Source organism: Oxynema aestuarii AP17 (genome assembly GCF_012295525.1).
GTDB lineage: Bacteria > Cyanobacteriota > Cyanobacteriia > Cyanobacteriales > Laspinemataceae > Oxynema > Oxynema aestuarii.
In genome coordinates, this window is sequence record NZ_CP051167.1 from 538,712 (window position 1) to 561,456 (window position 22,745).

Below are 22,745 nucleotides of genomic sequence, written 5' to 3' on the forward strand. Positions count from 1 at the left end.
CAATGGTCAACCCAATGAGAAACGGGATATCCTCATTACGTCAATCTAAGCTGTCATTCCCCTAGAAACAGCGAATTCACCAAAATTTTTGCCTTTTAGAAAAACATAATTGCTTTAATTTTATGCGATCGTCTCGCCACTATTTGAGTCTGACCGTTATTTTATTTTTGGGTGCCTTATTACGCTTTCTTCAATTAGAAGCAAAACCGTTATGGTTGGATGAAATCATGACGGCGATTTTTAGTTTGGGAAAAAGTTATCAGGAAATCCCTTTAGATATTGCTTTTTCTCCAGAAGTATTGAGCAATATTTTCAGCGATCGCCCCCCGGCGACTTGTTCGCAAATTGCGCAAACAGTAGCCACTGAATCGACCCATCCACCGTTATTTTTTTGTTTGATGCACGATTGGTTAAAGCGTGTTGATGGGTCTTTAATTTGGCAATTACGATCGCTTCCCGCCTTGTTTGGAGTAGGGGCGATCGCCGCCAGTTATTATCTCAATCGCGTGGCTTTTTCTAAACAAGCAGGAGTGATGGCGGCGGGAGTGATGGCGGTCTCTCCGTTTGCGGTTTATTTATCGCAAGAAGCGCGTCACTATACCTTACCGATGATGGCGATCGCCCTGTCTTTAACTGCTTTAATTTCAACGATCCACCGTTTAATTCAAGGTAAAAACTTTCCTATTCGTTTGGGGTTATTATGGGCGAGTTGCAATACAATTTCTCTTTATATTCACTATTTTTCTTTACTGGCGATCGTCGCTCAAGTTTTAACAACAATTGTTATTTTAATCTGGTATTATCGAACAACTGTAGATCGAATTTCACGCAAGGCGATCGCCTTAACGGGCTTTTGTTTCGCTCTACCTTTTCTCGCCTTTTTGCCATGGTTACCCACCCTTTACGGTCATTTCAATCGTTCGGAAACCGATTGGTTTCAACCCTTCCAACCGTCTTGGATCGATAGCATCAACCCAATTTTCCAAACCCTCGCTGGATGGACGGTCATGGTGGTGGCGTTCCCCGTAGAAAATCAACCCCTCCCGTTAGCGATTCCCGCCGCCATTTTAATGCTGCTGTTTATTGGCGCTTTACTCTGGTTTTTATCGGGAACGATTCGCCAACTCGCTATCCAAACAAGTACCCAAGTTTCAACAGTTATTTTACTATTATTTACGGCAATTGTTTTATTAGAATATTTTACAATTGTCTACGGTTTGGGCAAAGATATCACCTCAGCCGTTCGCTATCATTTTATTTACTATCCGAGTATTTGCGCCTTAATCGGTGCGGGATTGTGGTACGGTTCTCCTCGCGCATTGTTGCCACTTCACAAGCGAGTTTCTGCCCTGTCTGTATTCACTGTAGGCGCGTTGAGTAGTGTATTTGTCTTATCTAATTTAGCATTTCAAAAGCCTTACGACCCTCAAGGGGTTGCTAAAATCATGAATTTAGAACCGTCACGATCGCTGGCGATGGTAGTAGGGTACGAGAACTATCAAGAAGTGGCATTAGGGTTAAGTTTTGCCCTAGAACTCAGTCGCCAACGCGCCGAAGAAGGGGGAGGAAAAGATCGCACCCAGTTTGCCTTTTTATCGCGATCGCCTCACTATCAAAATGGGTGGCAATCCCTGGCTGAATTGGAAAATTTAGGAGAACTTCCCCTCAATTTGTGGGTAGTTGCCCCCGGTTTACGACAACGAGAATATCCCCCAGAATTGGCGATCGCCTCCGGGAAGAGTTGCGCGTTAGATCCGGCACAATATTATCGATTGGGAATTCCCTACCAGCTTTATCGCTGTCGGGAATAAGTATTGAAACGATCGAATTATTCTAATAGTCCGTAATCGAAACTATCGCTAACAGTAACGCGATCGCGTCCTTCTTTTTTAGATTGATATAAAGCTCGATCTGCGGCTTGAACTAATTGTTTGGCTTCTGTTTCTAGATCGGGAACCGTACAGGCGACCCCCAAACTAATCGTGACGATGCGATCGGCGAGAGTTGATTTCTGGTGAATAATTCTAAGCATCTTGACGGTTTCCCGAATTTTTTCGGCTAGATAAAAAGCACTAAAGGCATCGGTTCCCGGTAAAACAATAATGAATTCTTCGCCGCCATAACGGGCCGCAAAATCGGTAGAACGACCGATCGCATGACGAATCGCCTGAGCGACTTTTTGTAGGCATTCGTCCCCCGCTTGATGGCCGTAGGTATCGTTATAATTTTTGAAATAATCGATATCGCACATGATCGCCGCTAGGGGCGTTTTAGCGATCGCGGATTCTTGCCATTTTTGCTGAAATTCGCGATCGAAATAACGGCGATTGGCGAGTTGAGTTAAATCGTCAATATTGACTAACTGATAAAGTTCTTGATTGGTTTGTTGCAATCGTGCGAGGCGATCGCTTAATCGATCCCATCCCAATTCTCGATCTTGGAAATAAAGGCGATATAAATTACAAGAAACTGTGACGCGATCGCCCTCTAATTTCACCAAACCCATACTATTCAATTTATAAGCCAGCACGGGTTTTAATTTAATGCTACTTTCACTTTCAATCACTTCTTGAAAAGCGCCAGCCAGTTCCGGATCTTTTTGTAAAGTTGTCAGTTGGTCGCGCAGATGATCTTGATAAATTCCGCTTAAGGTCGGGGCTTCATTTAAAAGCCGATCTAAATTCATTTGCTGATGAGAAAGATGATATAAAGCCAATCGTACTAAATAAGGATGTCCCCCCACCATCGCCATCAACCGCTTGGCTTCGCTATTTTCCTCGGAACAGTCTCCCCAATTCAAATTATGGCGCCGGGACAGTTCGCCGACTTGTTGTAAATTAAATTCCGGTAATTTAATCGGTAAACCGACATTAAACGGGGATTGATTGATATTTAAAGGAATGTAAATTTCTGTGGAATGAACCACGACTAAACGCAGATTTCGCCAGATCGCCACTTGCTTTCCGTCTTCGTGCCAAGAGCGCAACAACGCAAAAAAGTCAGCCGCTACTTTCGAGTATTCAAAAATACAGTTAACCTCGTTCAAAGCTAAGACGAGGGGGCGATCGAGTTGTTCTAATAAATACCCTTGAAAATAGAGAGAGCAACTGACTTTACTGCCAATATCTTCATCCCAATAATCATTGAGTAAAGGCGGACGTTTTAACTGTAAAGAAATAGTGGCACAAAACCAGCGTAAAAATTTATCTAAATTTTCAAAAATTGATTCGTCAGCACGCTGAAAATCCAACCAAGCTTGGTAATAACCGATCTCAGCCGCTCGATTCATAATGCGCAGCAGCAGAGAACTTTTTCCCGTCCGGCGCGGCGCTCGAATCCGAATAACACTTCCTGGTTTTTCGAGGGCTTCAAATGCCAGTTTTTCGACCGGAGGACGGTCAATATACAGCTCGGAATCAATCGGTACCGGGCCGCTCGGAAATTCTAGGGACATGGTTTGAATCGGAGTATCTCGATGGTTCACTATCGGCTATCCTTGGCTCGACGAGAAATTCCCTACAGTTGAAATTCGTTTCTCAGCGCGATCCCCATGAATGATTAGCCAAAGCGCGCGGTCTTGTCGCTCTCGCGTATCGTCGTTCAAAGTCTCCCTGTAGACTCATCCAGAATTCAACCCTTGTTGCTCGACTCTCTTTAGATTACCGTTTTTTGAAAAAAGCGTTGAATCCCGCAGCACAGTGCTTGTAACCCTTTTGAGGGGTTTTAATCTCGACAGTGTTGTAGATGGCTCGCAGCTAGAAAACAAATATCGCTTAATGATTATTGTAATCGTTGCCGATGTTTTTTGCGATTTTCAGCCAGGCGATCGCCTTCCCCCTAATTCCATCTTAAATGGCACTTGGAGACTTTTGAGGATTGTTATGAGTTTTTTAACTTTTTTTAAAGAACCGACTGATTACAAACAAATTTCTCTATTGTTTTCATGGTTTTTTTATGTTTTTCTTATTGTCCCACAGCAGATTCTACGACTAATACTAATTCTAACTGTTACTTCTTTCCTTTCTAATTTTAGCAATTGGCGGCGATTTCTTGCCGATGCTTGGAAAAAGCCGACAAAATTTCAGGGGGAATGGCTTTGGGACGCATGGTTTTGACATCGACCCAAACCCACAAAACCTCAGCCGTAACGACGAGATCTTCTTCACCTTGTTTGCGAATTTCGTAGCGACGAATTGCCCGAGGGCCGCGCATCTTTTCCAGCCAGGTTGTAATCGCGAGGATATCCCCGGCGATCGCCGGACGGAGATAGTCAATTTCAATGCGACGCATCACGAATAAACCGCCGAGTTCTCGATAGCGATCGACCCTAAATCCGAGATGTTCTGAATGCTCGATTCCGGCTTGTTCTAAGTAATGCTGGTAACAAGCATTATTGACATGACCCAGCGCATCCATTTCATGATGACGGACGCGAATTGTGGTAATGAACTTTGACATGAGACGGGAGGCAAAAGTTAAAAGATGATTGGTTTAAATTGAGGGATGAAAATCAACCACTAGATTCGACGATTGCCGTATCTTTTTTGATTATATCATCTTTCAAGAATTACAGATTTATTCTCGTTCGGCGAGGACGTATTTTTCGATAAGGATGGCGATCGCCAATCCGACAAAATAGGCGAGAAAGTCCCACAGTTCAAAGTGCGAACCAAAGACAATTTCAGTTAAAAAAGAGTCATTTTGTGGGGTAAGTTTAAACAATTGGGCGAATTCAATGGCTACGGCGATCGCCCCGATCGCTCCGGCGCGCCAATAGCAAGAAATGCGCCAAAAGATACTCACCAAAAAGTACAAAAACGCAACGGCAACTACATCGCCGACATAAAACCGAAAAAACGTCCATCCCGGGCCGCGATAAACGAGGATCGCTTTTCCGAGTAAGATGCTAATCACAGAAGGCCAAATAAAACGTTTGTTAATTTTAGACAAGGTTGGAGTGAATCAATTGCATAAAAATAGATAAATGAGGGACATTTTTGGTCGAGTTAGGTAGGGTTTACAAATCCCGACCTTATTTATCTATAGTAGCGCGATCGCGTCAAGCGCTGTAAGGTTTGTTCCATAACTGCAGTGGTTTGTCCGGATACCGTAAACACCAAAGCTTCGCGATAAACGCGACCTGCGGCATGATGGTTAGAATTGGCAGCCCCACTGGACACGGTGACCGCCGCATGAGCGCAACGATTGGCCAATTCGATCGCCCACGCTCGCAATTCCAACGCTTGAGTATACCATGCATTTAACTCACTACTTTCTCGCTTGTCTATAGCCTTAAAAATAGCCGAACGACATTGCCTTAGTTCGCGATCGAAGATCTCGAAAGCTTGGCGAATAAATGTCAATTGTTTTTGATGAATAGCCGCTTCAATAATATCGAGGGCAGCGCGGGTACATCCGAGGGCAAAAAAACTCGCATTTAAAACATTTTTTTGGTCTTGTTCGTGAATCCAACCCGGAGGACGAATGACGACAATGCGATCCTGAGTCAGGAACCAAGATTCGAGTTGAGCACTGACAGTTTGACTCGATTGCATCGCCGCTAAAGACATTGGCGGCGTAAATAAAATTCGCCCTAATTTCCACGATGAATTAGAAGCGCGATCGCCTTCTTGATAGCTTTCACTAAAGGGAACGATCCCGTAAACGGCGCGTCCGTCGGGTAATTGAGCGCCTAAAATAAACTCTTCAAAAATACCGAATCCAGTGACCCAAGGAACTTGACCGTCAATTTGATAACCACCATTGACGGGCCATGCTTTGACCATCGGTTCCCCGGAACGGCGTAGTTGTGAAAAGGCGATCCCGAGCAACCGATCGCCCGTTGCTAAACGATCGAGATATTCTTGTTTTAGCCCTCGATTTTTGCTGCTGGCGAGCATAGCACTCGCGCTTTGATGTTGGGTTTGTAGAAAGGCTAAAGCGCCCGAATATCGAGCCACCATTTCCTTAAAACGATGGGCGATCGTTTCTTGAGAACTGCTGGAATTGTGGGTAACTTTTAAAGCCAGCAAGGCGCGATCGCCTAACCCGAGAAGGGCTTGATACAGGGCGAGCATATCGCGATCGATCGCCTCCGCTTTAGGGGCGACTTCTGCTCGTAAATAAGACTCGGCTTGCTCTAGCAACTGTTGCTGAGAAGTCATGAACCGTTAACTACTTCCTCAGATTTTCTCAGAGATTGAATGGATCGCTAAACTTGCTACAATTGATTATAATTGAATCGAAAACTGGTGCCTCTGTTCCGAGACGATCGCCATCGGGATATTATTTTGGCAATCGCGCAATTCACCCCTTGAAAATATCGATCGAAATTGACAGAATTAATGAATAAACGCTCGAATCATCAAATAATAAATTAGTTTTCTGCTAACTCCTGAGTTTAACTTATTCTTTTCTATCATATCATGCTCTTTTCAATGCGACAGATTCTTATTTTACTGTTTTTCTGTATTTTACTGCTCGCTGGATTGGCGATCGCCCCGGCTTCTGCAGATGTTTCCGGGCAAGTTTCTCGGTTAGAAGCGGAAGTCTTCAACCTGCGATCGCAAGTCAACCGCCTGGAAAGCCAAGTTTATCGACTAGAAAATCAATTTTCTGCGGACAATCGAATAACAGAATCTAGAAGAACATCTCCATCTTTTCCCGAAAATATCGATCGACAAACAAATAACAATCCCGAACTAGAACGACAGTTCGATCGCCTCGCAACTTTAGTTATAGAAATCAATCAACGACTCAAACAACTAGAAGTAAAAGTTTCAAAGCTTGAATCCGATCTCAATTAGCGATCGAGATCGTTTCGAGGGGTTGGCTCGCAACATTTTTGTTACTGCGATCGAACTCAGACGCATTGTTAATTTATAACTAATGCATTGATGACGGTAAAAACATAAAATTATTGCCTTTTGTATCCATCCTCAATCGATTGTAAAATTGATAGGTTGTAGGGATACGGCATTGCCGTGTCTTTACAAGAATGTAGCTACTTTCCCGGGTCGATCGCAGATTAAACTGATTTAAGACGGCTATAGAGAATGAGGGACTGCTACAGTAGAAAATTACAGATGATTTTTTACATTTGGCGGTTCAAAGTTATAAACTTCTTCGATTAACTGGATCCAACCTGCTGCTAAAGATGTTAAAATACGATCGCCCTTGTTTGGACTGGCTGCAGTTGCGTCGCCAATGACACCACTATGGCTGAGGCGATCGCTCATCCAGGCAAAGGTTAACGTTCCTTTCGTCGCCAATAAACTCCCTTCCGGACGGTTTGGGGGATATTCACAAACAGCTTTATCCATTTGTACGAACTCCGGCAAAATTGATAGCATCAAGCTCGTTTCTGCATCTCCGGCGTGCATGGCATACTGACGCTCTGTTTCACTCATCAATTGTTTGCTGAGATTGGGAACGCGCCAAGTAAAAATGGGGAAAACACTAAAATCTTCATATTTTGCGGTTAAATCTTGGGCGGCAATTTCGAGAATTTGCGGTTGTCCGCCATGAGAATTCATCAAAATGAGTTTGCGAAATCCGGCGCGATACAAACTTTCGCCAATTTCGAGTAAAATAGAGATGAGTGTATTGGCGCTGAGGCTAATCGTTCCGGGAAAATTTCCATGCTCGTTGGATTTTCCATAAGCTAAATTTGGTAAAGCATAAGCGGGAATTTCGGGGGATAATTGTTCTAAGGCTTTGCCTAAAACGGCGACGCTAATAGCGCTATCGACAACTAAGGGTAAATGATAGCCGTGTTGTTCGATCGCCCCCATGGGTTGAATGATGACTGTATTGGCTTTATCCGGTAAGGCGTCAACTTCAGCCCAGGTTAAATAGGGGAAAAAGCGGTGAGGGGGAATAAATTCGCGCATGAAGATAAGGTAAAATTAAGGAGTAATTTTATAAAATCTCTTTAATTCATTTCAAGCCCATTCAATCTCAAATCTCAAATCTCAAAGATGGAAAATACGACCAATTTAGACATCGTGATGGGAGCGATCGCGATCGCCATTGTTTTTGGGTCATTGTTGATGTTATTTACGGGAGTTAGAGCGATGGGCGATCGCGAAAAGTAAAGCCAGGAGAGGGGCGATCGAAAGCGATCGCCGCCCTGAGTTGATGGGAGTCAGAGATATTTTTGCAACAATAATTGCAACCGTTCGCGAACTGCGGGACTAATGCGATCCAAAGGGGTTAAAATCGCATATTTGAGAGCCTCGTGCGCTTCCGATTCGGGGGGATTTTCGCTCAAACGGCGCACGGTTTCGCGGATGACTTTTTGGGCGTTAATTGCGTTAGCTTTTAAGTTAGCAATCACCATTTCGACGGAAACGCTATCGTGCTCTAAATGCCAACAATCGTAATCGGTGACTAATGCTAAAGTGGCATAGGCGATTTCCGCTTCGCGGGCGAGTTTGGCTTCGGGTAAGTTAGTCATCCCGATGACCGAGGCGCCCCAACTGCGATAGAGATGGGATTCGGCGCGGGTGGAAAAGGCGGGGCCTTCCATGCAAACGTAAGTTCCGCCGCGATGGAGTTCGACTTCGGGCAAATTCAAGCTTTCGACAGCATTGGCGAGTATTCGGGCTAAAGCGGTGCAAACGGGGTCTGCAAAGCTGATATGGGCGACTATTCCATCGCCGAAGAACGTGGAGGGACGCGATCGCGTGCGATCGATAAATTGATCGACGACGACCATATCTAAGGGCTTTACAGTTTCTTTAAGAGAACCGACCGCCGAAGCGGAAATCAAGTATTTGACGCCGAGTTGCTTCATGGCGTAGATATTCGCCCGAAACGGCAGTTCTGAGGGTAATAAGGTGTGATCCCGACCGTGACGGGCTAAAAAAGCGACGCGGGTGCCGTCTAAGGTGCCTAAAACGATCGCGTCGGAGGGGGCGCCGAAGGGGGTATCGATGCGGACCTCTTGGCGATCGCCAAGGGCCTCCATTTCATACAGCCCACTGCCGCCAATGATGCCAATCGTTGCTTGTGCCATGAGTTTTGCTGTCCTTATTGCCGATCGTCGATCGCAGAAATGCCCAGCTATTTTACCTGGAACAACCCGCCTTTTTAAAGGGAAAAAAGGGTGTCAATGACCGATGTCACTCGATTTGCACTCAACGGTCACAGGAGAAGAGCGGTTTCGATCGCCTCGGAGACTTTACCAAAACTTTATGATTAAAAAGACAGAGAATTGCTCTTCGATCTTCAAACGCGAACCATCATGGGTGCTAAAACTAACGTCCCGAAACTGTCCCTAGAGCAAGTGATCGACCGGATCTTCGCCCTTCGTCAGATCACTCGGCTCGACCAGCAAATCTTGATGTCTACGGTGTTGTCAAAAGAGTCTTTAAGCGAACGAGAACATTCCCAAATCGATCGCATTTTTGAGGCGGTTCAACGGGGAGCGATCCGGGTGGTTTGAGCGCCATAATTCTAACCTCGATCGTGCCAGAGATCCCCCGACCTTATCGATTAAAACTGTAATGAATTATCCCAACCGCCGAACCCGAGCGATCGCAACCGATCGCCCGGGTTGCTGTTTTAGGGACGAGTGGGGAAGCACTCACGCCGCTTGCAGCAGCCAAAACCCACTGTAAGTCCGGCCCGTGTCGTCGGGTTGGACGAGGAGAAAATGCAGACCCCCCGCCGCCTGCTTGCGTTGCTCGAATCGTCGGGCGGCGGCGATCGCCTCCGGGTCGTCAAAAGTCGCCAAAATGGTGCGATCGTTCAATCCCGCTTCCAACACCAACCCGCCGAACTCGCCACCGCGATAGTCGATCGCCACCGGACCGGCCCCTTGCAACCAGCGCGCCAGTTGCATCGAAGCTTTCCCGCCATCGATCGCCACCCCGGGAACCGTCACCGTCGAGGACAAGCCCAAATGAATTGGTTTGAGCAAGTCGGGCATCTCGACAATCGGGATCGGGAGATCGGCAAAGGTATCGACGAGATCTCCCGCCTCGATACTGGCAAAACGCCAACCGTCACCCCACAACTTTTCCGGTAATGGAAGCGGCGGCGGGCGATCGACGGCCAACGGATCGTACTCTTCCCCGGTATAGTTTGCTTCTTGGGGGTACTCCCGGGCGAGTAACAACAGCAATCGCTTTAACGCATAGGTGCGTCGGGTCGCTTCGATCGCCATTCCGAGCTGTTTTGCCGCTTCGCCAATCAATCCGAGACATTGAGGACGAAACACCTGCACCGTTGTAGCGAGTTGACCCTCACCAAATTGTTGAAATTGTCGGGCGACCCATTGCGGATTCGCTTGGGACTGTAGACAACGCTGTCTGTAGGTCAAGCTGCCATCGGCTTCACACAAAAGTAGTTCCCAGATCGGTTCTCCCCGTTCAGTTTTAAGGGGGCGTCGGTAAAAATCGGCTTGCCAAACAGACATGGTAGAGTTTTGGATTTTAGATTTTAGATCGTAGATTTTAGATCGTAGATTATATCTTAGTTTTTAATTGGATAAATAACAAAATTGCTCGTTTTGGATTTTATACCACGCCGATTCAAAAATAATGAGAGAGATCGAGGGGAGGGACACGGCACTGCCGTGTCCTTACAGGTATTCCATCTCCATCGAGGGTTTAGAAAAAGGAGATTAGACTTTAGATTTTTAGACTTTAGATTTTAGATTTAAACTTAAATTTCAAATTAGATTTAAACTTAAATTTTAAATGAATTTATAATGAGATCGAGAACAAAGTCGCCCGATTGGGGATGGGGACGGGGGCGATCGCCGGACAATTGCACAGGTTCGTCACGGATTAATCACGATCTGGCAACGGATGGCTACGCCCGAGACTGCGTAACCAAATCATCGAAGCCGATCGATCTTCCCATTGACCTTTTTTAAGGTGAATGGCCGCTTTTTCTGATTCTCCATTTTCTCCAATCACTTCGATCGCCGCGCCGTCGTTTTCCAGCAGGGAATCATCGCAGGGATGGCCGACTAATTCAGACAAAGACTTATTTAACATCCGCGCCGAGATGGGATTGGCAAATTGAATCATTCCCCCTGGATCGACGACTAAAACGCCGTCATCGATCTGACTGGTAAGGGTTTCGAGCTTATTGCGAGTCTGTTTGAGGGCGATCGCCTGTTGTTGCAATTGGATGTGAGTTTTAACGCGGGCGAGAAGTTCGACGGTTCTAAACGGTTTCCTCAGATAATCGGCAGCCCCTTTTTTAAAGGCAGTCAGCAAATGATCTTCATCTTCACTTGCCGATAAAAATAAAATCGGAATATCTTGATAGTTCGGATCGGCTTTAATTTTTTCGCAGATTTCCAATCCATCCATATCCGGCATGAATAAATCGAGAAGAATTAAATCCGGTTTAATCGCTTCGAGACGTTCAAAGGTCGCGCGACCACTGAGGGCATAAGTAATAGAATAGCCGTGCATTTCCAAAGCGATCGCCAACACTTGGATATTGTCGATGCGATCGTCTACAATTAACAACGTAGGGGTTTGATTGTCGGGGTAAGAAATTTCCATAGGATCTATCCATGCCTGGATTAATATTTGGGTCGATTGTTCTAGAGATCGAGATCGTCAAATCGTAGATTTATCGTGGTCGATAGATTGCCCGGGTGCTTACGGAGAGCGCCGAATCCATCAACGATCGAGCAATTTTTCTAACTGCTTTTTAACTTGAGGGAAAGCGGCGAGAGTCTTCGGCAGATTGACTAAATCAAAGCCAGTAATTTGCTCGCTGAGGGTGGAGACGTAAGCTTGCAGTTGAGGGCATTCATATTCACTGGCCCAGCGTTGCAGTTTAGCCGTAAAAACGCGCACGCGATCGAGAGCGAGGGTACGGTGGAGACTTTGCCAGACCTGTTCCTCCTCTTGTTGCAACAGGGTTAAGAGTTCGGGTAATTTACGCAGAGCTTCCTCGGATAGGGCGATCGCCGCCTCGGGAATCGGGAGAGACTCACTAGGGAGGGCGGTTTGTTGACCGAAAAGACGCTGCAATTCCCGAGTAATCTCCGTGCGGCTGACGGGTTTGCGTAAGAAACCTTGAGTTAACGGTTGTAACTCTTGGAGATCCTTTTCTTGAATCGACGCGGTAACCATAACCACGGGAATATCCCGGGTACGTTCGTCTTGTTTGAGGGTTTTGAGTACGGTTTTGCCCCCAGGGGGAGGCATAACTAAATCGAGAAAAATCAGATCGGGGTGGTGCGATCGGGCGATTTCGAGAGCCGTGGTACCGTTTTGAGCCGTCAAAATCTGATGGGGACTATCCTCTAAATAAGCACAGAGCAGTTCGCAGTTAGATTCGACATCATCGACGATCAAAATCGAGAGAGGGGGCAACTCTTTGAGAGAAATAGGTTCGACGGGTTTCGAGGCGACGATCGCATTTTCGGGCAGTACCCGAAGATGGGGAAAGCGCAAGGTAAAAGTGGAACCTTTGTTAACTTCACTGTCCACGGAAATCTGACCTCCCATCATTTCGGTCAAGCGGCGTGTAATCGTCAAACCCAAACCCGTCCCGCCATATTTGCGATTGGAATTGCCGCGAACCTGCTGGAACGGATCGAAAATAATTGTTTGTTCTTCTGGGGACAGTCCGATCCCGGTATCGGCGATCGTAATTTCCAAACCAAACTGCTCGTCGCGATCGCCTCCATTGTCCTCGATCCGGGCGGGTTCGTCGGGTTCGTTCTCCGCTTCGAGAACGGGATAGTCCCGAACGCCGATCTCAATTTTGCCTTCCTCCGTAAATTTAACCGCATTCCCCAACAAATTAAACAGAATTTGCCGCAATCGGATTTCGTCAATAGAAATCTGTCGGGGAAGACTATCGGCAATATTTAAAATTACTGCCAGTCCTTTTTGTGCAGCCCGTTGGGCAAAAATTTGCTTGATATCTTCGAGGAGGTGGTGCAGGTTAACAGGTTCGTAAAGCAGTTTCAGTTGACCTGCCTCGACTTTCGACAGATCGAGAATATCGTCGATCAAGGTCAGCAACATCCGCCCGTTGGATTGAATTAATTGGAGATAACTTTTGCCTTGCGGGTCTTGCAGCAACACGTGCAGCAAGTCCGAAAACCCCAAGATCGCATTCATGGGAGTGCGGATCTCGTGGCTCATATTGGCGAGAAATTCACTTTTAGCGCGGCTGGCGGCTTGAGCTTGTTGGCTGGCTTCTTCCAGGGCTAAATTTTGGTGGGCTAATGTTTGCTGGCGTTGTCGGGCTTCTTGTAGTAGTTGGGCGTGGGCGATCGCGATCCCGACTTGAGCGGCGACAGCTTCGAGCATCTCGATTTCCGGTTCGGTCCAGTGGCGCCGGGTTTTGCAATGGTGTAAGGAGATCGCCCCATTGGTTTGGTTCTGGTAGGACGTGCGAATGGCGAGCATCGAGACGATCGCCAGTTGCTGGTAAAGAGCGAGCTGAGGCGCGAACAGGGGATCGTCGGCGATCGCGTCGCAGGCGATCGCGCGATCGCGAAGCGACGCCTCCGGCGTATCGCGAGCGAGTAAAGTTTCAAAAGGGGGATTGCCGAAGGTGGGAAACGAGATGCCGCGTGCGGAAGGAACCTCGCCGTTGAGATACTCGGCGACAATCGGGAGCGCCTCTGTAAGGTCTTCGTCGGTCCCGTCGCCCCGATAAACGTGCAGCACGCAGCGATCGACCTGGAACGTTTGACCGATCCACTTGACCGCCGTTTCAAAAATCTGTTGCGGGTCGAGACTCTTGCGAATCTCGTTACTAATTTGTTGAACCAGTCGTTCTCGTTGGATTTGCTGTTCGAGCAACTGTTCTGCTTCTTTGCGATCGCTGATATCGACCAAATAGCCGACACATTCTCGATCGCTCCCATCGCCATTCTCCATCAAGCGCATTTGAGCAAAAAACCAGCGATAGGAACCATCTGCAGCGCGCAGTCGATACTCGTGGGAATAGCTTCGATCGTCGCCGAGATACTTAAACCCGGCGAGAATGCGATCGCGATCGTCCGGATGGATATGCTCGATCCAAAACTCCGCCGTTTCCACAAACGCTCGGGCCGAGTACCCCAACACCTGCTCCACATTCTCGCTAATAAACTTAATCGGATAATTCGGTTCCGGTTCGCAACTCAACAAAATCGTCTGGCTCGATCGCATCAAATCTTGCAAACGCTCTTGACTTTGGCGCAAAGCGGCTTGAGTTTGCTTGAGTTCGGTCACGTCCACCACCACCGCATTCACCGCCCGTCGTCCGTCCGCCAACTCCACAGGTAGATAACTGGCAATCCAATCGCGCATCAGTTCCGGTTCGGCGGGTGTCGTTCCCCTCACTTCCAAATTGCGGATCGGTTCGTTGCTCTCCAACACCTGCGCCAACAACGGTTCGACCGACGGCGCCAACTTCGGCAACAGTTCCCCAATCGTTTTCCCCAAATGATCCTCCGCAGACAGACCGTTAATCTGTGCCATCACCTCATTAATCCGCACGAATCGATAGTCAGAATCGATCAGCGCCAAGCCAATCGGCGAGGTTCCGTAGAGCATTTCTAGCTCTTCCGTCCGTTGTTCGAGGGCTTGCTGCACCCGCTTGATCTCGTCGATATTGACAAAATTGATCGCCAACCCGTCCCCATGACCGTCATCGCGCAAGTACGGGTAAATCCGCATTAATAAATTGGTGTGGGTCTGTTCTAAGTAAACCTCTCGTTCGATCGGACGCTCCGTTTCCAAAACCATTTGCAACAGGTCGATCAAGTCCGGACAATCGAGATTATGAGTAATGTGCTGAATCGGTCGGTCTACATCCGTCGCCACTAAATTCACTGCGGGGGTGGCGGCGGGAGTAAACTTACGAACGCGCAGGTGGCGGTCTAAAAAGATCACCCCAATTTCGCTACTGCGCAGTAAGTTGTCGATGTCGTTGGTCAGTTCGGTCAGTTCGCGAATTTTCGTCTGATACTCGGTATTAACTGTATATAGCTCTTCGTTAACCGAATGCAGTTCTTCATTGGTACTTTGTAGCTCTTCGTTCGAGGCCAGCAGTTCCTCGTTCGTCGCTTGCTGTTCTTCGTTGGTGGTTTCTAATTCTTCAATCGTCGCCTGCAAGTTTTCCCGGGTCTGTTGCAGTTCGTATTCTAAATCGACAATGCGTTGAGTCGCTTCCGCATCCTGTTGGAAAGTTTCAATCGGTCTGGGTAAGTTCGGACGATCTTCATTTTCGATCGCGAGCATGAAAAAATCATCCATGCGCGTGTCACCGCAATGGTAAGTGACTTCTAAGTTGACCGAGCGAATCACATCCCCCTGATTGAAGTGGATGCTACCGTAAAGCACGGGTTTGCGCTCTCGCTTGGCCCGATGGAGGGCGGTATCGATCGGGAGGCGCAGTTCGTCGGGAACTAAATCGGCAATCATCCGCGTCATCCCGCCTTCGGGAAATTCCATAATCTCTGCGGCGTCGGTGACCACGTGAAATAATTCCAAATTGTCATTGACGAGTAAGCAAGAACAATTGCGGCGTTTGGTGAAGGCGCTGAACGCACGGGTCAAAATCGGGTCGAATTGATGGGTACTGCGCCGTCCTGCAATCGGAGGGCGAGGGGTGAGGGGGACGGTATATTCTAAATTTTGCGTGAGAATGGGTAAACGCACGTTGCGCCGTTTTTGATAAATTTTATATCTTTCATACAGGGGACTGAATTCTTCTAATAAGTCTCCCGGAGTTTCGGCAGCGCCTAGAAATAAAACCCCCTTGTGCATCAGCGAAAAGTGCAACATTCGCATGACGTGCTGTTGCAAAGTCGGCTGCATGTAGATGAGGACATTGCGGCAACTAATCAGGTGCATTCGCGTAAATCCGGCATTTTTCGCCAAGTTGTGGGGGGCGAAAATGATGTTTTCGCGCAGGCTGCGGGTAATGTGGAAATGGCGATCGCGGAAGGTAAAATATTTTTCCAGTCGTTGGCGGGACAAGTCGATGGCAATACTTTCGGGATAAACCCCTTCGGCGGCTTTCGCCAAGGCGGTACTGTCGATATCGGTGGCAAAGATTTTGACGCTGAGATGTTTTCCCAAACGGGCGATCGCTTCGTCGAGGACGATCGCCATCGAATAGGCTTCTTCCCCAGTCGCACAGGCAGTCACCCACACCCGCAATTGTTGCCCGTTCTCCAGGGCTCCGACCAGTTCCGGTAAAACTTCTTCTTCGAGATATTCCCACGCTTCCGGATCGCGGAAAAACCGGGTCACGCCAATCATTAAGTCGTCTCGTAACAGTCCCCGTTCTTCCTCGGAAATTCTCAAATAATCAATATATTCGTCGAGTAAGTTGTAGCCACTCAACGAACATCGGCGGTAAATTCGGCGGCTGAGGGTGTTGGTTTTGTAGTAAGAAAAGTCCAGTTTTTCATATTGGTTGAGAATTTGAACGATCGCCCGCAGTTTATCCGATTCGATTTCCGGGAGGAGGGTGTCCGGTTGGGCCGTCCCGGAATGTTTCATAGTAATAATTTCGTAGATGGTTTGGGCGATCTCTTGAGGCGGTAAGACGCGATCGACGATCCCCGTGGCGATCGCACTTTGAGGCATTCCATCGAATTCTGCGGTGGTCGGCGACTGCACGAAGGTCAATCCCCCCGCTTCGCTAATACTCTGTAGCCCCCGGCTACCGTCGCTTCCCGTTCCCGATAAGACGACCCCCATAGCGCGATCGCCTCGATCTTTGGCCAAGGAATCTAAAAAAATATCGATGGGAAAGTTTGGTTGCTGCCGGGGAAACTCATTTTGCTCGATTAATTTTAAGGTTCCATCTTCGATAACTAAATTGTTTCTTGGGGTAATTAAATAAACAATATTTGGTTCGACTTTCATCCCATCTTGCACGCGCTTGACAATCATGCGCGTGCGCCGTTCTAATAATTCCTTCATCAAACTTTTGAAGTCTGGAGATAGGTGTTGCACGACGACAAAAGCCGCCCCACTTTCGGCAGGCATGTGGTCGAAAAACTCTTCCACGGCTCGCAACCCACCTGCGGAGGCTCCCACACCAATGACAAAGCAATGATTTTCAGCCGCTTCAGACATCTGCTTTACCCCTCAGATTCTCTATTTAGTGATAACTTTTTTGATTTGTAACTGGGAGATTATTGTTTAATTATATATTTTTTATCTCAAACATCAAGGCGATTCGGTTCCCCTCAAAACCCGATCGACAATTAATGAGATATTGAGGAATTCAACTGTTTTCGCCATCGATCGATTTACCAAAAATTATTTTTGATTTGTATAAAGGCGACGAAATGCTTTTTTGCGCGGCTTGTCCGATCGCCAAATCTAAATAATTCTCTTCGGTTTCCAGCTATGAAAATTCCAAATTTTAATCATTTCCCTTTTTCAGGCAATGACAGACGGGCAACCTAACCCTCATGCAAAAAGGGATGTATTGATGGGCTCGATTAAGAACTAGACGATCGCAGAACTTCGATCGCCACTCCCAAACGACGAAAACAACGATCGAACGCCAAAATTGAAAACGACCGAATCGAAACTACGCATCGGTGCTAAACCCGCCGTTCGCGAAGTCGCTCCCTTGGACGATCGCCGCTTACAAAAATCGCCGATCGCCCGAACCGAATCCCCCTCACGATCGCGATCGCGCCCGGGACTCTCGATCGGCTTGCTAAACCAATTTAACTGTGGCGATCTTGCGGATAAAGGGGGAGCACGATCGCAAATTCGGTTCCTTCTCCCGAGGTGCTGTGACATTCCAAGCGCCCTTGGTGTTGGTTGACGATCGTCGAATAGGCGACCGATAAACCCATTCCGGTCCCTTTTCCCACGGGTTTGGTAGTGAAGAACGGATCGAAGACGCGATCGCGCACCTGCGGGGGAATTCCCAAGCCATTATCGCGAATGCGGATTCGAGCGTAAGCGCAGCGATCGCCGCCATTGCCGATCGTCCCGGTCGCCATCGTAATCTGAGGGATCCACGATTCGCTCTCCCCGCTTGCTTCCGGCGACGGGCGATCGCGCGATCGCCGCTCCCACGCCTCCTCTAACGCATCGATCGCGTTCGACAAAATATTGACAAAGACCTGATTGATCTCACTGCCGTAACATTCCACCCGAGGCAATTCGCCGTATGCTTTCACCACCTCGATCGCTCGGCGGCGATCGCCCCCTTGCAAGCGATGTTGCAACACCAGCAAAGCGCCGTCGAGTCCTTCGTGCAGGTCCACCTTCTTATATTCCGCCTCGTCCAGTCGCGAGAATTGCCGCAACGATTTAACGATCTTGCCAATGCGATCGGCGCCACTTCGCATCGATTGCAACAAGCGGGGGAAATCCTCGCGCACGAACGCCAAATCCATATCCGCGATCCAATCGCGAATCAACGCCGGAGGTTCCGGATAAGTCGATTCGTAAAGGGCGAGCAATTCGAGTAATTCTTGAGCGTACTCGTTCGCCGCCATCGCATTGCTGTAAATAAACCCGACGGGATTGTTAATTTCGTGGGCGACCCCCGCCACCAGTTGACCCAAGCCCGCCATTTTTTCGTGATGGACGAGCTGAGTTTGGGCGAGTTTGAGTTCTTGCATCGCCAATTCCAGTTGTTGGGCCTTTTCCCGGGCGATCGCCTCGGAATAGCGCAGGGCCGCTTCCGCTTCCTTGCGTTTGGTAATATCGAAAATTGCCCCATCCAACCACTGGAGCTCTCCAGAGGGCGCAAAACTTCCCTGACCCTTCTCGGAAACCCAGCGAATCGTCCCGTCGGCAGTGATAATGCGATATTCGAGCAAGTAGGGAACGCGATGGGAAATGGCGTTGTGGACATCCCGTTCGACCCAATCGCGATCGTCCGGATGGATGAGACTGGTAAACGATCGCTGCTGGTTGTCGATAAAATCGGCGGCGGGATAACCGCAAATCTGCTCGATCTCGCCACTGATAAACTCCATCGTCCATTGGCGATCGCACGCACAGCGATAGACCGCCCCGGGGATGTTCGCCACCAGGGTTCTAAACTGTTCTTCGCTGGCGCGTAGGGCTTCTTGGGCGTGCTGGCGATCGCTCACGTCGCGAAAACTCCACACCCGACCGACAATTTCATCCCCGACCCGACAGGGATGGGAATAACGCTCGATCGTGCGGCCATCTTTCAAGGTGAGGATGTCAAAGGTTTCCGCCTCCGGGGTTTTCAGATGCGCCGTATTTTGTAAAAAGCCATCGCGATCGCCCAATTGGGCCAATACCAGCGCCAACACTGCCGATTCGTCCTCGCGATCGAATGCCATGTCCGGCGGGCAGCACATTTCGACTAACTTGCGATTCCAATTGGTGAGGTTTCCCTGACTGTCTACCGCTAAAATCCCGTCGGCGGTGGATTCAAAGGTAGCCCGCAGCAATCCCATCGAGTTTTCGAGGGAGGATTGGGCCAAGTAACGGGCGGTAATGTCGTTGAGAATCCCCGCCGTTCCTAAAATCGAGCCGTCGGGCGCGCAGTACAATTGGGCGTGAACTTCGCACCAGCGCACCTGACCTTGGTTCGTGAGCCATCGAACTTGATAGCGGCTGGAGGCTTCGGTTCGTGCGAATAATTCTTTTAATTTGCGTTCGTGGCGATCGCGATCGTCGGGATGGACGAACTGCCCCGAAGGTTTTCCCACGCTCTCTTCCAGGCTAAATCCGGTCAGTTGTTCCCACGCGGGATTGAGGAAGGTCCAATTCAATTCGCAATCGGTTTGAAAGATTCCTTCTCGGACATGTTGGACGAGCGATCGATATTGCGCTTCGCTTTGTTTGAGATTTTCGAGAATCTGCTTGCGTTCGATCGCGTAGCGCAACGATTGCGCTAAGATCGGTCCGTTCACCTGATTTTTTTCTAATAAATCTTGTGCGCCCAAGCGTACTGCCTCTAGAGCCAACTCGCGATCGTCGAGACCCGTCAATACGACGATCGGCAGGTGAGACGCCGAGGACAGCGCTTTGTGAATGGTCTCTAATCCTTGGGTATCCGGGAGGTGAAGGTCGAGTAAAATCGCGTCGAATCGGTTTCGATTTAACGAGGCGATCGCCTGTTTCCAAGTAGGAACCCAACCCAACTCCAGATTTGCTCCTCTCGAATTCTCCACGCTCTCTCGAACTAACTCGGCGTAGAGTGGGTCATCTTCTACTAATAAAACATTGAGCTTTGAATTATTCATCGCGATCGCCGATTGACTTTATCCCCATACCGCTCTATTCAAGCACCGTTCGCGCTCGTCGATACTCAAACTTAATCTCAATATTATAAGCGTTACTCTCCGGTCACACCCAAGATTTCACCTTCAGCACGCCTGGTATTCAAGAGGCGATCGATCCCCTGCATTTCCTTCGCTCATTTCGTTACCAGCCCCTCGATCGCCAAGGTCGAAAATGCCTCGGCATCCTGCGGTTCTCTCCGATTTAACTTTTCTTTTCTTCCCTCGCCTTTTCCCAAGTCTCTCCGAAGGGCAATCTTGTATTTTTCAATAAATAACGATTTATTATTATTGACATATTTGAGATCGATGGGTTCTGCTCGACGGTAAGCCACGACGCTCGAAATATCGATTGTTTGGGCAAAAAGTAACTCCTACGAGCCGCAGGCTCTCTTTTTATAGCACGCTTGGGTCTGTCGATCTTCCGGAGAGTTGGCGAGTCACTTTAATATTTTATTGTTAAAAGAGCGGATCGAATTTCAAGACGATTTCGGTATAGATTTTTAAAATTTTGCGATACTTCAATTATTAAGAATACTTTTGGTTTGTTTTTATCGATAAAAAAATAGCTTTTAACTCTCTAATAATTTAATTTATTTTGAATTTTGTATTGTCCGCAAATTGAGGTTTTATATCTTTGACATTTTAAGTTCCGACTCTCTGGTTGAACTTCAAAGCTATTATTTCTAATCTTTAAGACGGGAACTATAGGTTTGATTAAAACAAGATTTTCTCTCAAAGAAAAACACGATTTCACTCTCGTAAATTCCCATCAATTTTTATTACGACTCTGACGAGGGCGAAAAGTTTCCCGAAGAAATGAGGATTTTATCCAGGCGATCGCCGCCCTCCACAAAAGGGGTAAAATATCCGTAAAAATGAATGGCAACATTCTCGGGAGGACGGATGAAGCAGGAAACTCTCAAGGGCGAATCTTGGGAAAGCAGCACCGTGTCCGTTGGGGTCGGTGTCTGGAGGATGTCACAATAATCTGTGGTAAGAATCTGTGGTAAGGCATTTAGAGGATCGTTAATAGATTGATGGATATCATGCAGTTTTTCCAGCACAGTGCTGGTAAATGGTTTTCCCAACGAACGAGTCAAAATTTAACCGGGGAGCAGTCCGTTGCGGGGAGCAGCGATTTGTGGATCGACGCCCTCGATCGCGACGACCCCCAAGTGATTGCCTTGTGCGAGCAGTATCGCGTCGATCCGACCCTGGCAGTTTGCGGTTTGCAGGTACGCTGGGAAGGAATGCCCGTGCTGCACGAGAAAAAACAATCCGGTTCGACCGTATTAGTGGCGTTGGGGGAAGGGGACGCGCCCAAAAGCGGCCAATTGCTGCACGGGATCGGGGCGACGCAAAGCCCTCCGCTTCCCGGACGTTACGCGATCGGCGCCGACGAAGCCCTCACCTTAATCGTAGAAACGGACCGCCTCTATGCAGAGGAACGCTTGTGGTTTGCCAGTGAAAATCTGCGTTTGCGAACCAGTATCGTTCGCGAAGCCGACGGGACTCATTCGGCCTGTTTTTGCAGCGAAATCCGCATGGGAGGGGTCAAACCCCCGGCGGAATCCGGGGAAGCGGCGCAATCGCGGGTCTGAAGGCGATCGCCTCCGGTGCTATTCCCATCCTACGGAGTCGCGATCGGTCGGGGAGGGAGGGGGCGAATCGTCTTCGAGGGGGGAGTCCGGGCGCGATCGCTCCGGAGCGATCGCATATCCGGCGACCGCCTTCAATTTGCTGTGAAAGTCGCTAATTTGAACCGTGGGAGTGAACTGGTGGATCGGGCTAGTCGTTCCTTCGCCAGGAGAGAGGTTGGGGCGATCGCCCTCGAACCATTGCTCCCAGGAGTGGCGATCGACCGACGCGAGGCGATGCTCCTGACCCTTTTGGAGTCCTTTCGCGAAGGTCGCCGCTTCGCGATCGCCTTCTCCAGTCGCCCCAGAAGTGGGCGTCGGCGGCGGATCGCGCCACAAATCGCCGAGCAAGTCGTCCTCGTCCTCGATCTCGGTCCATTGAAGCGAAGCGGGTACCGATGGCGGCTGTTGGGAGGGAGAAGAGGGGGAACCCGCGATCGCGGAGCGATCGGCGCCGGGAAAGTCCGACGCCTGGGACGGTCCCCACCAACTTTGAGGAAATTTAGAGCAAACCAAGCGCTCGAATTCGTGGTTGAAATGGTAAAACGGCTGGTGGCGGCGATTCCACGACGCGAGGATGTGGCCGATCGAAACCGCCTTGTAACGACCTTGATAGAGGGCTTCGATCGCCGCCAAGCGAACCCAATTGGCCGGATAGCGATCCAGCCATCGATCGACTAATTCTTGAACCTGATTGCCACCGAGATCGAAACTATAATGGATCAGCACTGCCGCAGCACAAGCGGCGGCTGAGTCTTTCGCCGCTTCCGTCATATTTAATCGCCTGCTGGCTTGCTCCAGCCCTGAGAGATTTTAGAGGGCGAATGCAAGGATTTGAAAGCCATCTCGCCTCTAGAATCTCCAACATCATACCGAAA

Annotated in this window: 16 protein-coding genes; 4 read left to right on the forward strand and 12 right to left on the reverse strand. The window is 48.6% G+C overall.

Annotation, left to right across the window (positions count from 1 at the left end; translation table 11 throughout):
- Positions 1 to 122 precede the first annotated feature (122 nt).
- The gene (locus HCG48_RS02265; protein ID WP_168567709.1) at positions 123 to 1,811 is read left to right on the forward strand and encodes a glycosyltransferase family 39 protein; all 1,689 of its coding nucleotides are present in this window, start codon (positions 123 to 125) and stop codon (positions 1,809 to 1,811) included.
- 17 nt (positions 1,812 to 1,828) lie between these two features.
- On the opposite strand, the gene HCG48_RS02270 is transcribed toward HCG48_RS02265, so the two are convergent.
- From HCG48_RS02270 to HCG48_RS02285, 4 genes are all read right to left on the reverse strand, one after another.
- Positions 1,829 to 3,484 (reverse strand): AAA-like domain-containing protein, encoded by a 1,656-nt coding sequence (locus HCG48_RS02270; protein ID WP_246259851.1) that lies wholly within the window; start codon positions 3,482 to 3,484, stop codon positions 1,829 to 1,831.
- Positions 3,485 to 4,029: 545 nt separating this feature from the next.
- The gene (locus HCG48_RS02275; protein ID WP_168567710.1) at positions 4,030 to 4,458 is read right to left on the reverse strand and encodes an acyl-CoA thioesterase; all 429 of its coding nucleotides are present in this window, start codon (positions 4,456 to 4,458) and stop codon (positions 4,030 to 4,032) included.
- Positions 4,459 to 4,575: 117 nt separating this feature from the next.
- Positions 4,576 to 4,950, reverse strand: a complete 375-nt coding sequence (locus HCG48_RS02280; protein ID WP_168567711.1) for a DUF2809 domain-containing protein — start codon at positions 4,948 to 4,950, stop codon at positions 4,576 to 4,578.
- An 86-nt stretch (positions 4,951 to 5,036) separates the two neighbouring features.
- Positions 5,037 to 6,164: an acyl-CoA dehydrogenase family protein gene (locus HCG48_RS02285; RefSeq protein ID WP_168567712.1), complete on the reverse strand. Its 1,128-nt coding sequence runs from the start codon at positions 6,162 to 6,164 to the stop codon at positions 5,037 to 5,039.
- Positions 6,165 to 6,437: 273 nt separating this feature from the next.
- On the opposite strand from HCG48_RS02285, the gene HCG48_RS02290 reads away from it, so the two are divergent.
- Positions 6,438 to 6,806, forward strand: coding sequence for a hypothetical protein (locus HCG48_RS02290; RefSeq protein WP_168567713.1), 369 nt, complete (start codon positions 6,438 to 6,440; stop codon positions 6,804 to 6,806).
- Positions 6,807 to 7,079: 273 nt separating this feature from the next.
- Here the strand turns inward: HCG48_RS02290 and HCG48_RS02295 are convergent, their stop codons facing one another.
- Positions 7,080 to 7,892: a creatininase family protein gene (locus tag HCG48_RS02295; RefSeq protein ID WP_168567714.1), complete on the reverse strand. Its 813-nt coding sequence runs from the start codon at positions 7,890 to 7,892 to the stop codon at positions 7,080 to 7,082.
- A gap of 254 nt (positions 7,893 to 8,146) precedes the next feature.
- Positions 8,147 to 9,019, reverse strand: a complete 873-nt coding sequence (locus tag HCG48_RS02300; protein WP_168567715.1) for an S-methyl-5'-thioadenosine phosphorylase — start codon at positions 9,017 to 9,019, stop codon at positions 8,147 to 8,149.
- Positions 9,020 to 9,247: 228 nt separating this feature from the next.
- Between HCG48_RS02300 and HCG48_RS02305 the strand changes: the two genes are divergently transcribed.
- Complete coding sequence (locus HCG48_RS02305; protein WP_168567716.1) at positions 9,248 to 9,448, forward strand: hypothetical protein; 201 nt, start codon at positions 9,248 to 9,250, stop codon at positions 9,446 to 9,448.
- A 141-nt stretch (positions 9,449 to 9,589) separates the two neighbouring features.
- Here HCG48_RS02305 and HCG48_RS02310 read toward each other — a convergent pair whose 3' ends face one another.
- The 5 genes from HCG48_RS02310 to HCG48_RS02330 all read right to left on the reverse strand — a co-directional run bounded on the left by HCG48_RS02310 (position 9,590) and on the right by HCG48_RS02330 (position 21,177).
- A complete protein-coding gene (locus HCG48_RS02310; RefSeq protein WP_168567717.1) occupies positions 9,590 to 10,423 on the reverse strand; it encodes a Tab2/Atab2 family RNA-binding protein in 834 nt (277 codons plus the stop codon).
- A gap of 373 nt (positions 10,424 to 10,796) precedes the next feature.
- Positions 10,797 to 11,528 carry a response regulator gene (locus HCG48_RS02315; RefSeq protein WP_168567718.1) on the reverse strand — a complete coding sequence of 244 codons (732 nt, stop codon included), beginning with the start codon at positions 11,526 to 11,528 and terminating at the stop codon, positions 10,797 to 10,799.
- Positions 11,529 to 11,648: 120 nt separating this feature from the next.
- Positions 11,649 to 17,072 carry a chemotaxis protein CheB gene (locus tag HCG48_RS02320; RefSeq protein WP_168567719.1) on the reverse strand — a complete coding sequence of 1,808 codons (5,424 nt, stop codon included), beginning with the start codon at positions 17,070 to 17,072 and terminating at the stop codon, positions 11,649 to 11,651.
- A 605-nt stretch (positions 17,073 to 17,677) separates the two neighbouring features.
- On the reverse strand, positions 17,678 to 20,191 hold the full coding sequence (locus HCG48_RS02325; protein WP_168567720.1) for a PAS domain S-box protein: 2,514 nt from the start codon (positions 20,189 to 20,191) through the stop codon (positions 17,678 to 17,680).
- 818 nt (positions 20,192 to 21,009) lie between these two features.
- Positions 21,010 to 21,177: a hypothetical protein gene (locus tag HCG48_RS02330; protein WP_168567721.1), complete on the reverse strand. Its 168-nt coding sequence runs from the start codon at positions 21,175 to 21,177 to the stop codon at positions 21,010 to 21,012.
- Between the two features lie 90 nt (positions 21,178 to 21,267).
- Here HCG48_RS02330 and HCG48_RS02335 point away from each other — a divergent pair, with 90 nt between their 5' ends.
- Entirely contained in the window at positions 21,268 to 21,831 is a 564-nt protein-coding gene (locus HCG48_RS02335; protein ID WP_168567722.1) for a phycobiliprotein lyase, read from the forward strand.
- 18 nt (positions 21,832 to 21,849) lie between these two features.
- Here the strand turns inward: HCG48_RS02335 and HCG48_RS02340 are convergent, their stop codons facing one another.
- Complete coding sequence (locus HCG48_RS02340) at positions 21,850 to 22,641, reverse strand: hypothetical protein (RefSeq protein WP_168567723.1); 792 nt, start codon at positions 22,639 to 22,641, stop codon at positions 21,850 to 21,852.
- Between the last annotated feature and the right edge of the window lie 104 nt (positions 22,642 to 22,745).

What these genes read in the sequence shown, in the direction of transcription:
- HCG48_RS02265 (WP_168567709.1), top strand. Translation starts at nt 123, where the DNA reads ATGCGATCGTCTCGCCACTATTTGAGTCTGACCGTTATTTTATTTTTG.
- HCG48_RS02275 (WP_168567710.1), bottom strand. Translation starts at nt 4,458, where the DNA reads ATGTCAAAGTTCATTACCACAATTCGCGTCCGTCATCATGAAATGGAT.
- HCG48_RS02285 (WP_168567712.1), bottom strand. Translation starts at nt 6,164, where the DNA reads ATGACTTCTCAGCAACAGTTGCTAGAGCAAGCCGAGTCTTATTTACGA.
- HCG48_RS02290 (WP_168567713.1), top strand. Translation starts at nt 6,438, where the DNA reads ATGCGACAGATTCTTATTTTACTGTTTTTCTGTATTTTACTGCTCGCT.
- HCG48_RS02295 (WP_168567714.1), bottom strand. Translation starts at nt 7,892, where the DNA reads ATGCGCGAATTTATTCCCCCTCACCGCTTTTTCCCCTATTTAACCTGG.
- HCG48_RS02300 (WP_168567715.1), bottom strand. Translation starts at nt 9,019, where the DNA reads ATGGCACAAGCAACGATTGGCATCATTGGCGGCAGTGGGCTGTATGAA.
- HCG48_RS02305 (WP_168567716.1), top strand. Translation starts at nt 9,248, where the DNA reads ATGGGTGCTAAAACTAACGTCCCGAAACTGTCCCTAGAGCAAGTGATC.
- HCG48_RS02310 (WP_168567717.1), bottom strand. Translation starts at nt 10,423, where the DNA reads ATGTCTGTTTGGCAAGCCGATTTTTACCGACGCCCCCTTAAAACTGAA.
- HCG48_RS02315 (WP_168567718.1), bottom strand. Translation starts at nt 11,528, where the DNA reads ATGGAAATTTCTTACCCCGACAATCAAACCCCTACGTTGTTAATTGTA.
- HCG48_RS02320 (WP_168567719.1), bottom strand. Translation starts at nt 17,072, where the DNA reads ATGTCTGAAGCGGCTGAAAATCATTGCTTTGTCATTGGTGTGGGAGCC.
- HCG48_RS02325 (WP_168567720.1), bottom strand. Translation starts at nt 20,191, where the DNA reads ATGAATAATTCAAAGCTCAATGTTTTATTAGTAGAAGATGACCCACTC.
- HCG48_RS02335 (WP_168567722.1), top strand. Translation starts at nt 21,268, where the DNA reads ATGGATATCATGCAGTTTTTCCAGCACAGTGCTGGTAAATGGTTTTCC.
- HCG48_RS02340 (WP_168567723.1), bottom strand. Translation starts at nt 22,641, where the DNA reads ATGACGGAAGCGGCGAAAGACTCAGCCGCCGCTTGTGCTGCGGCAGTG.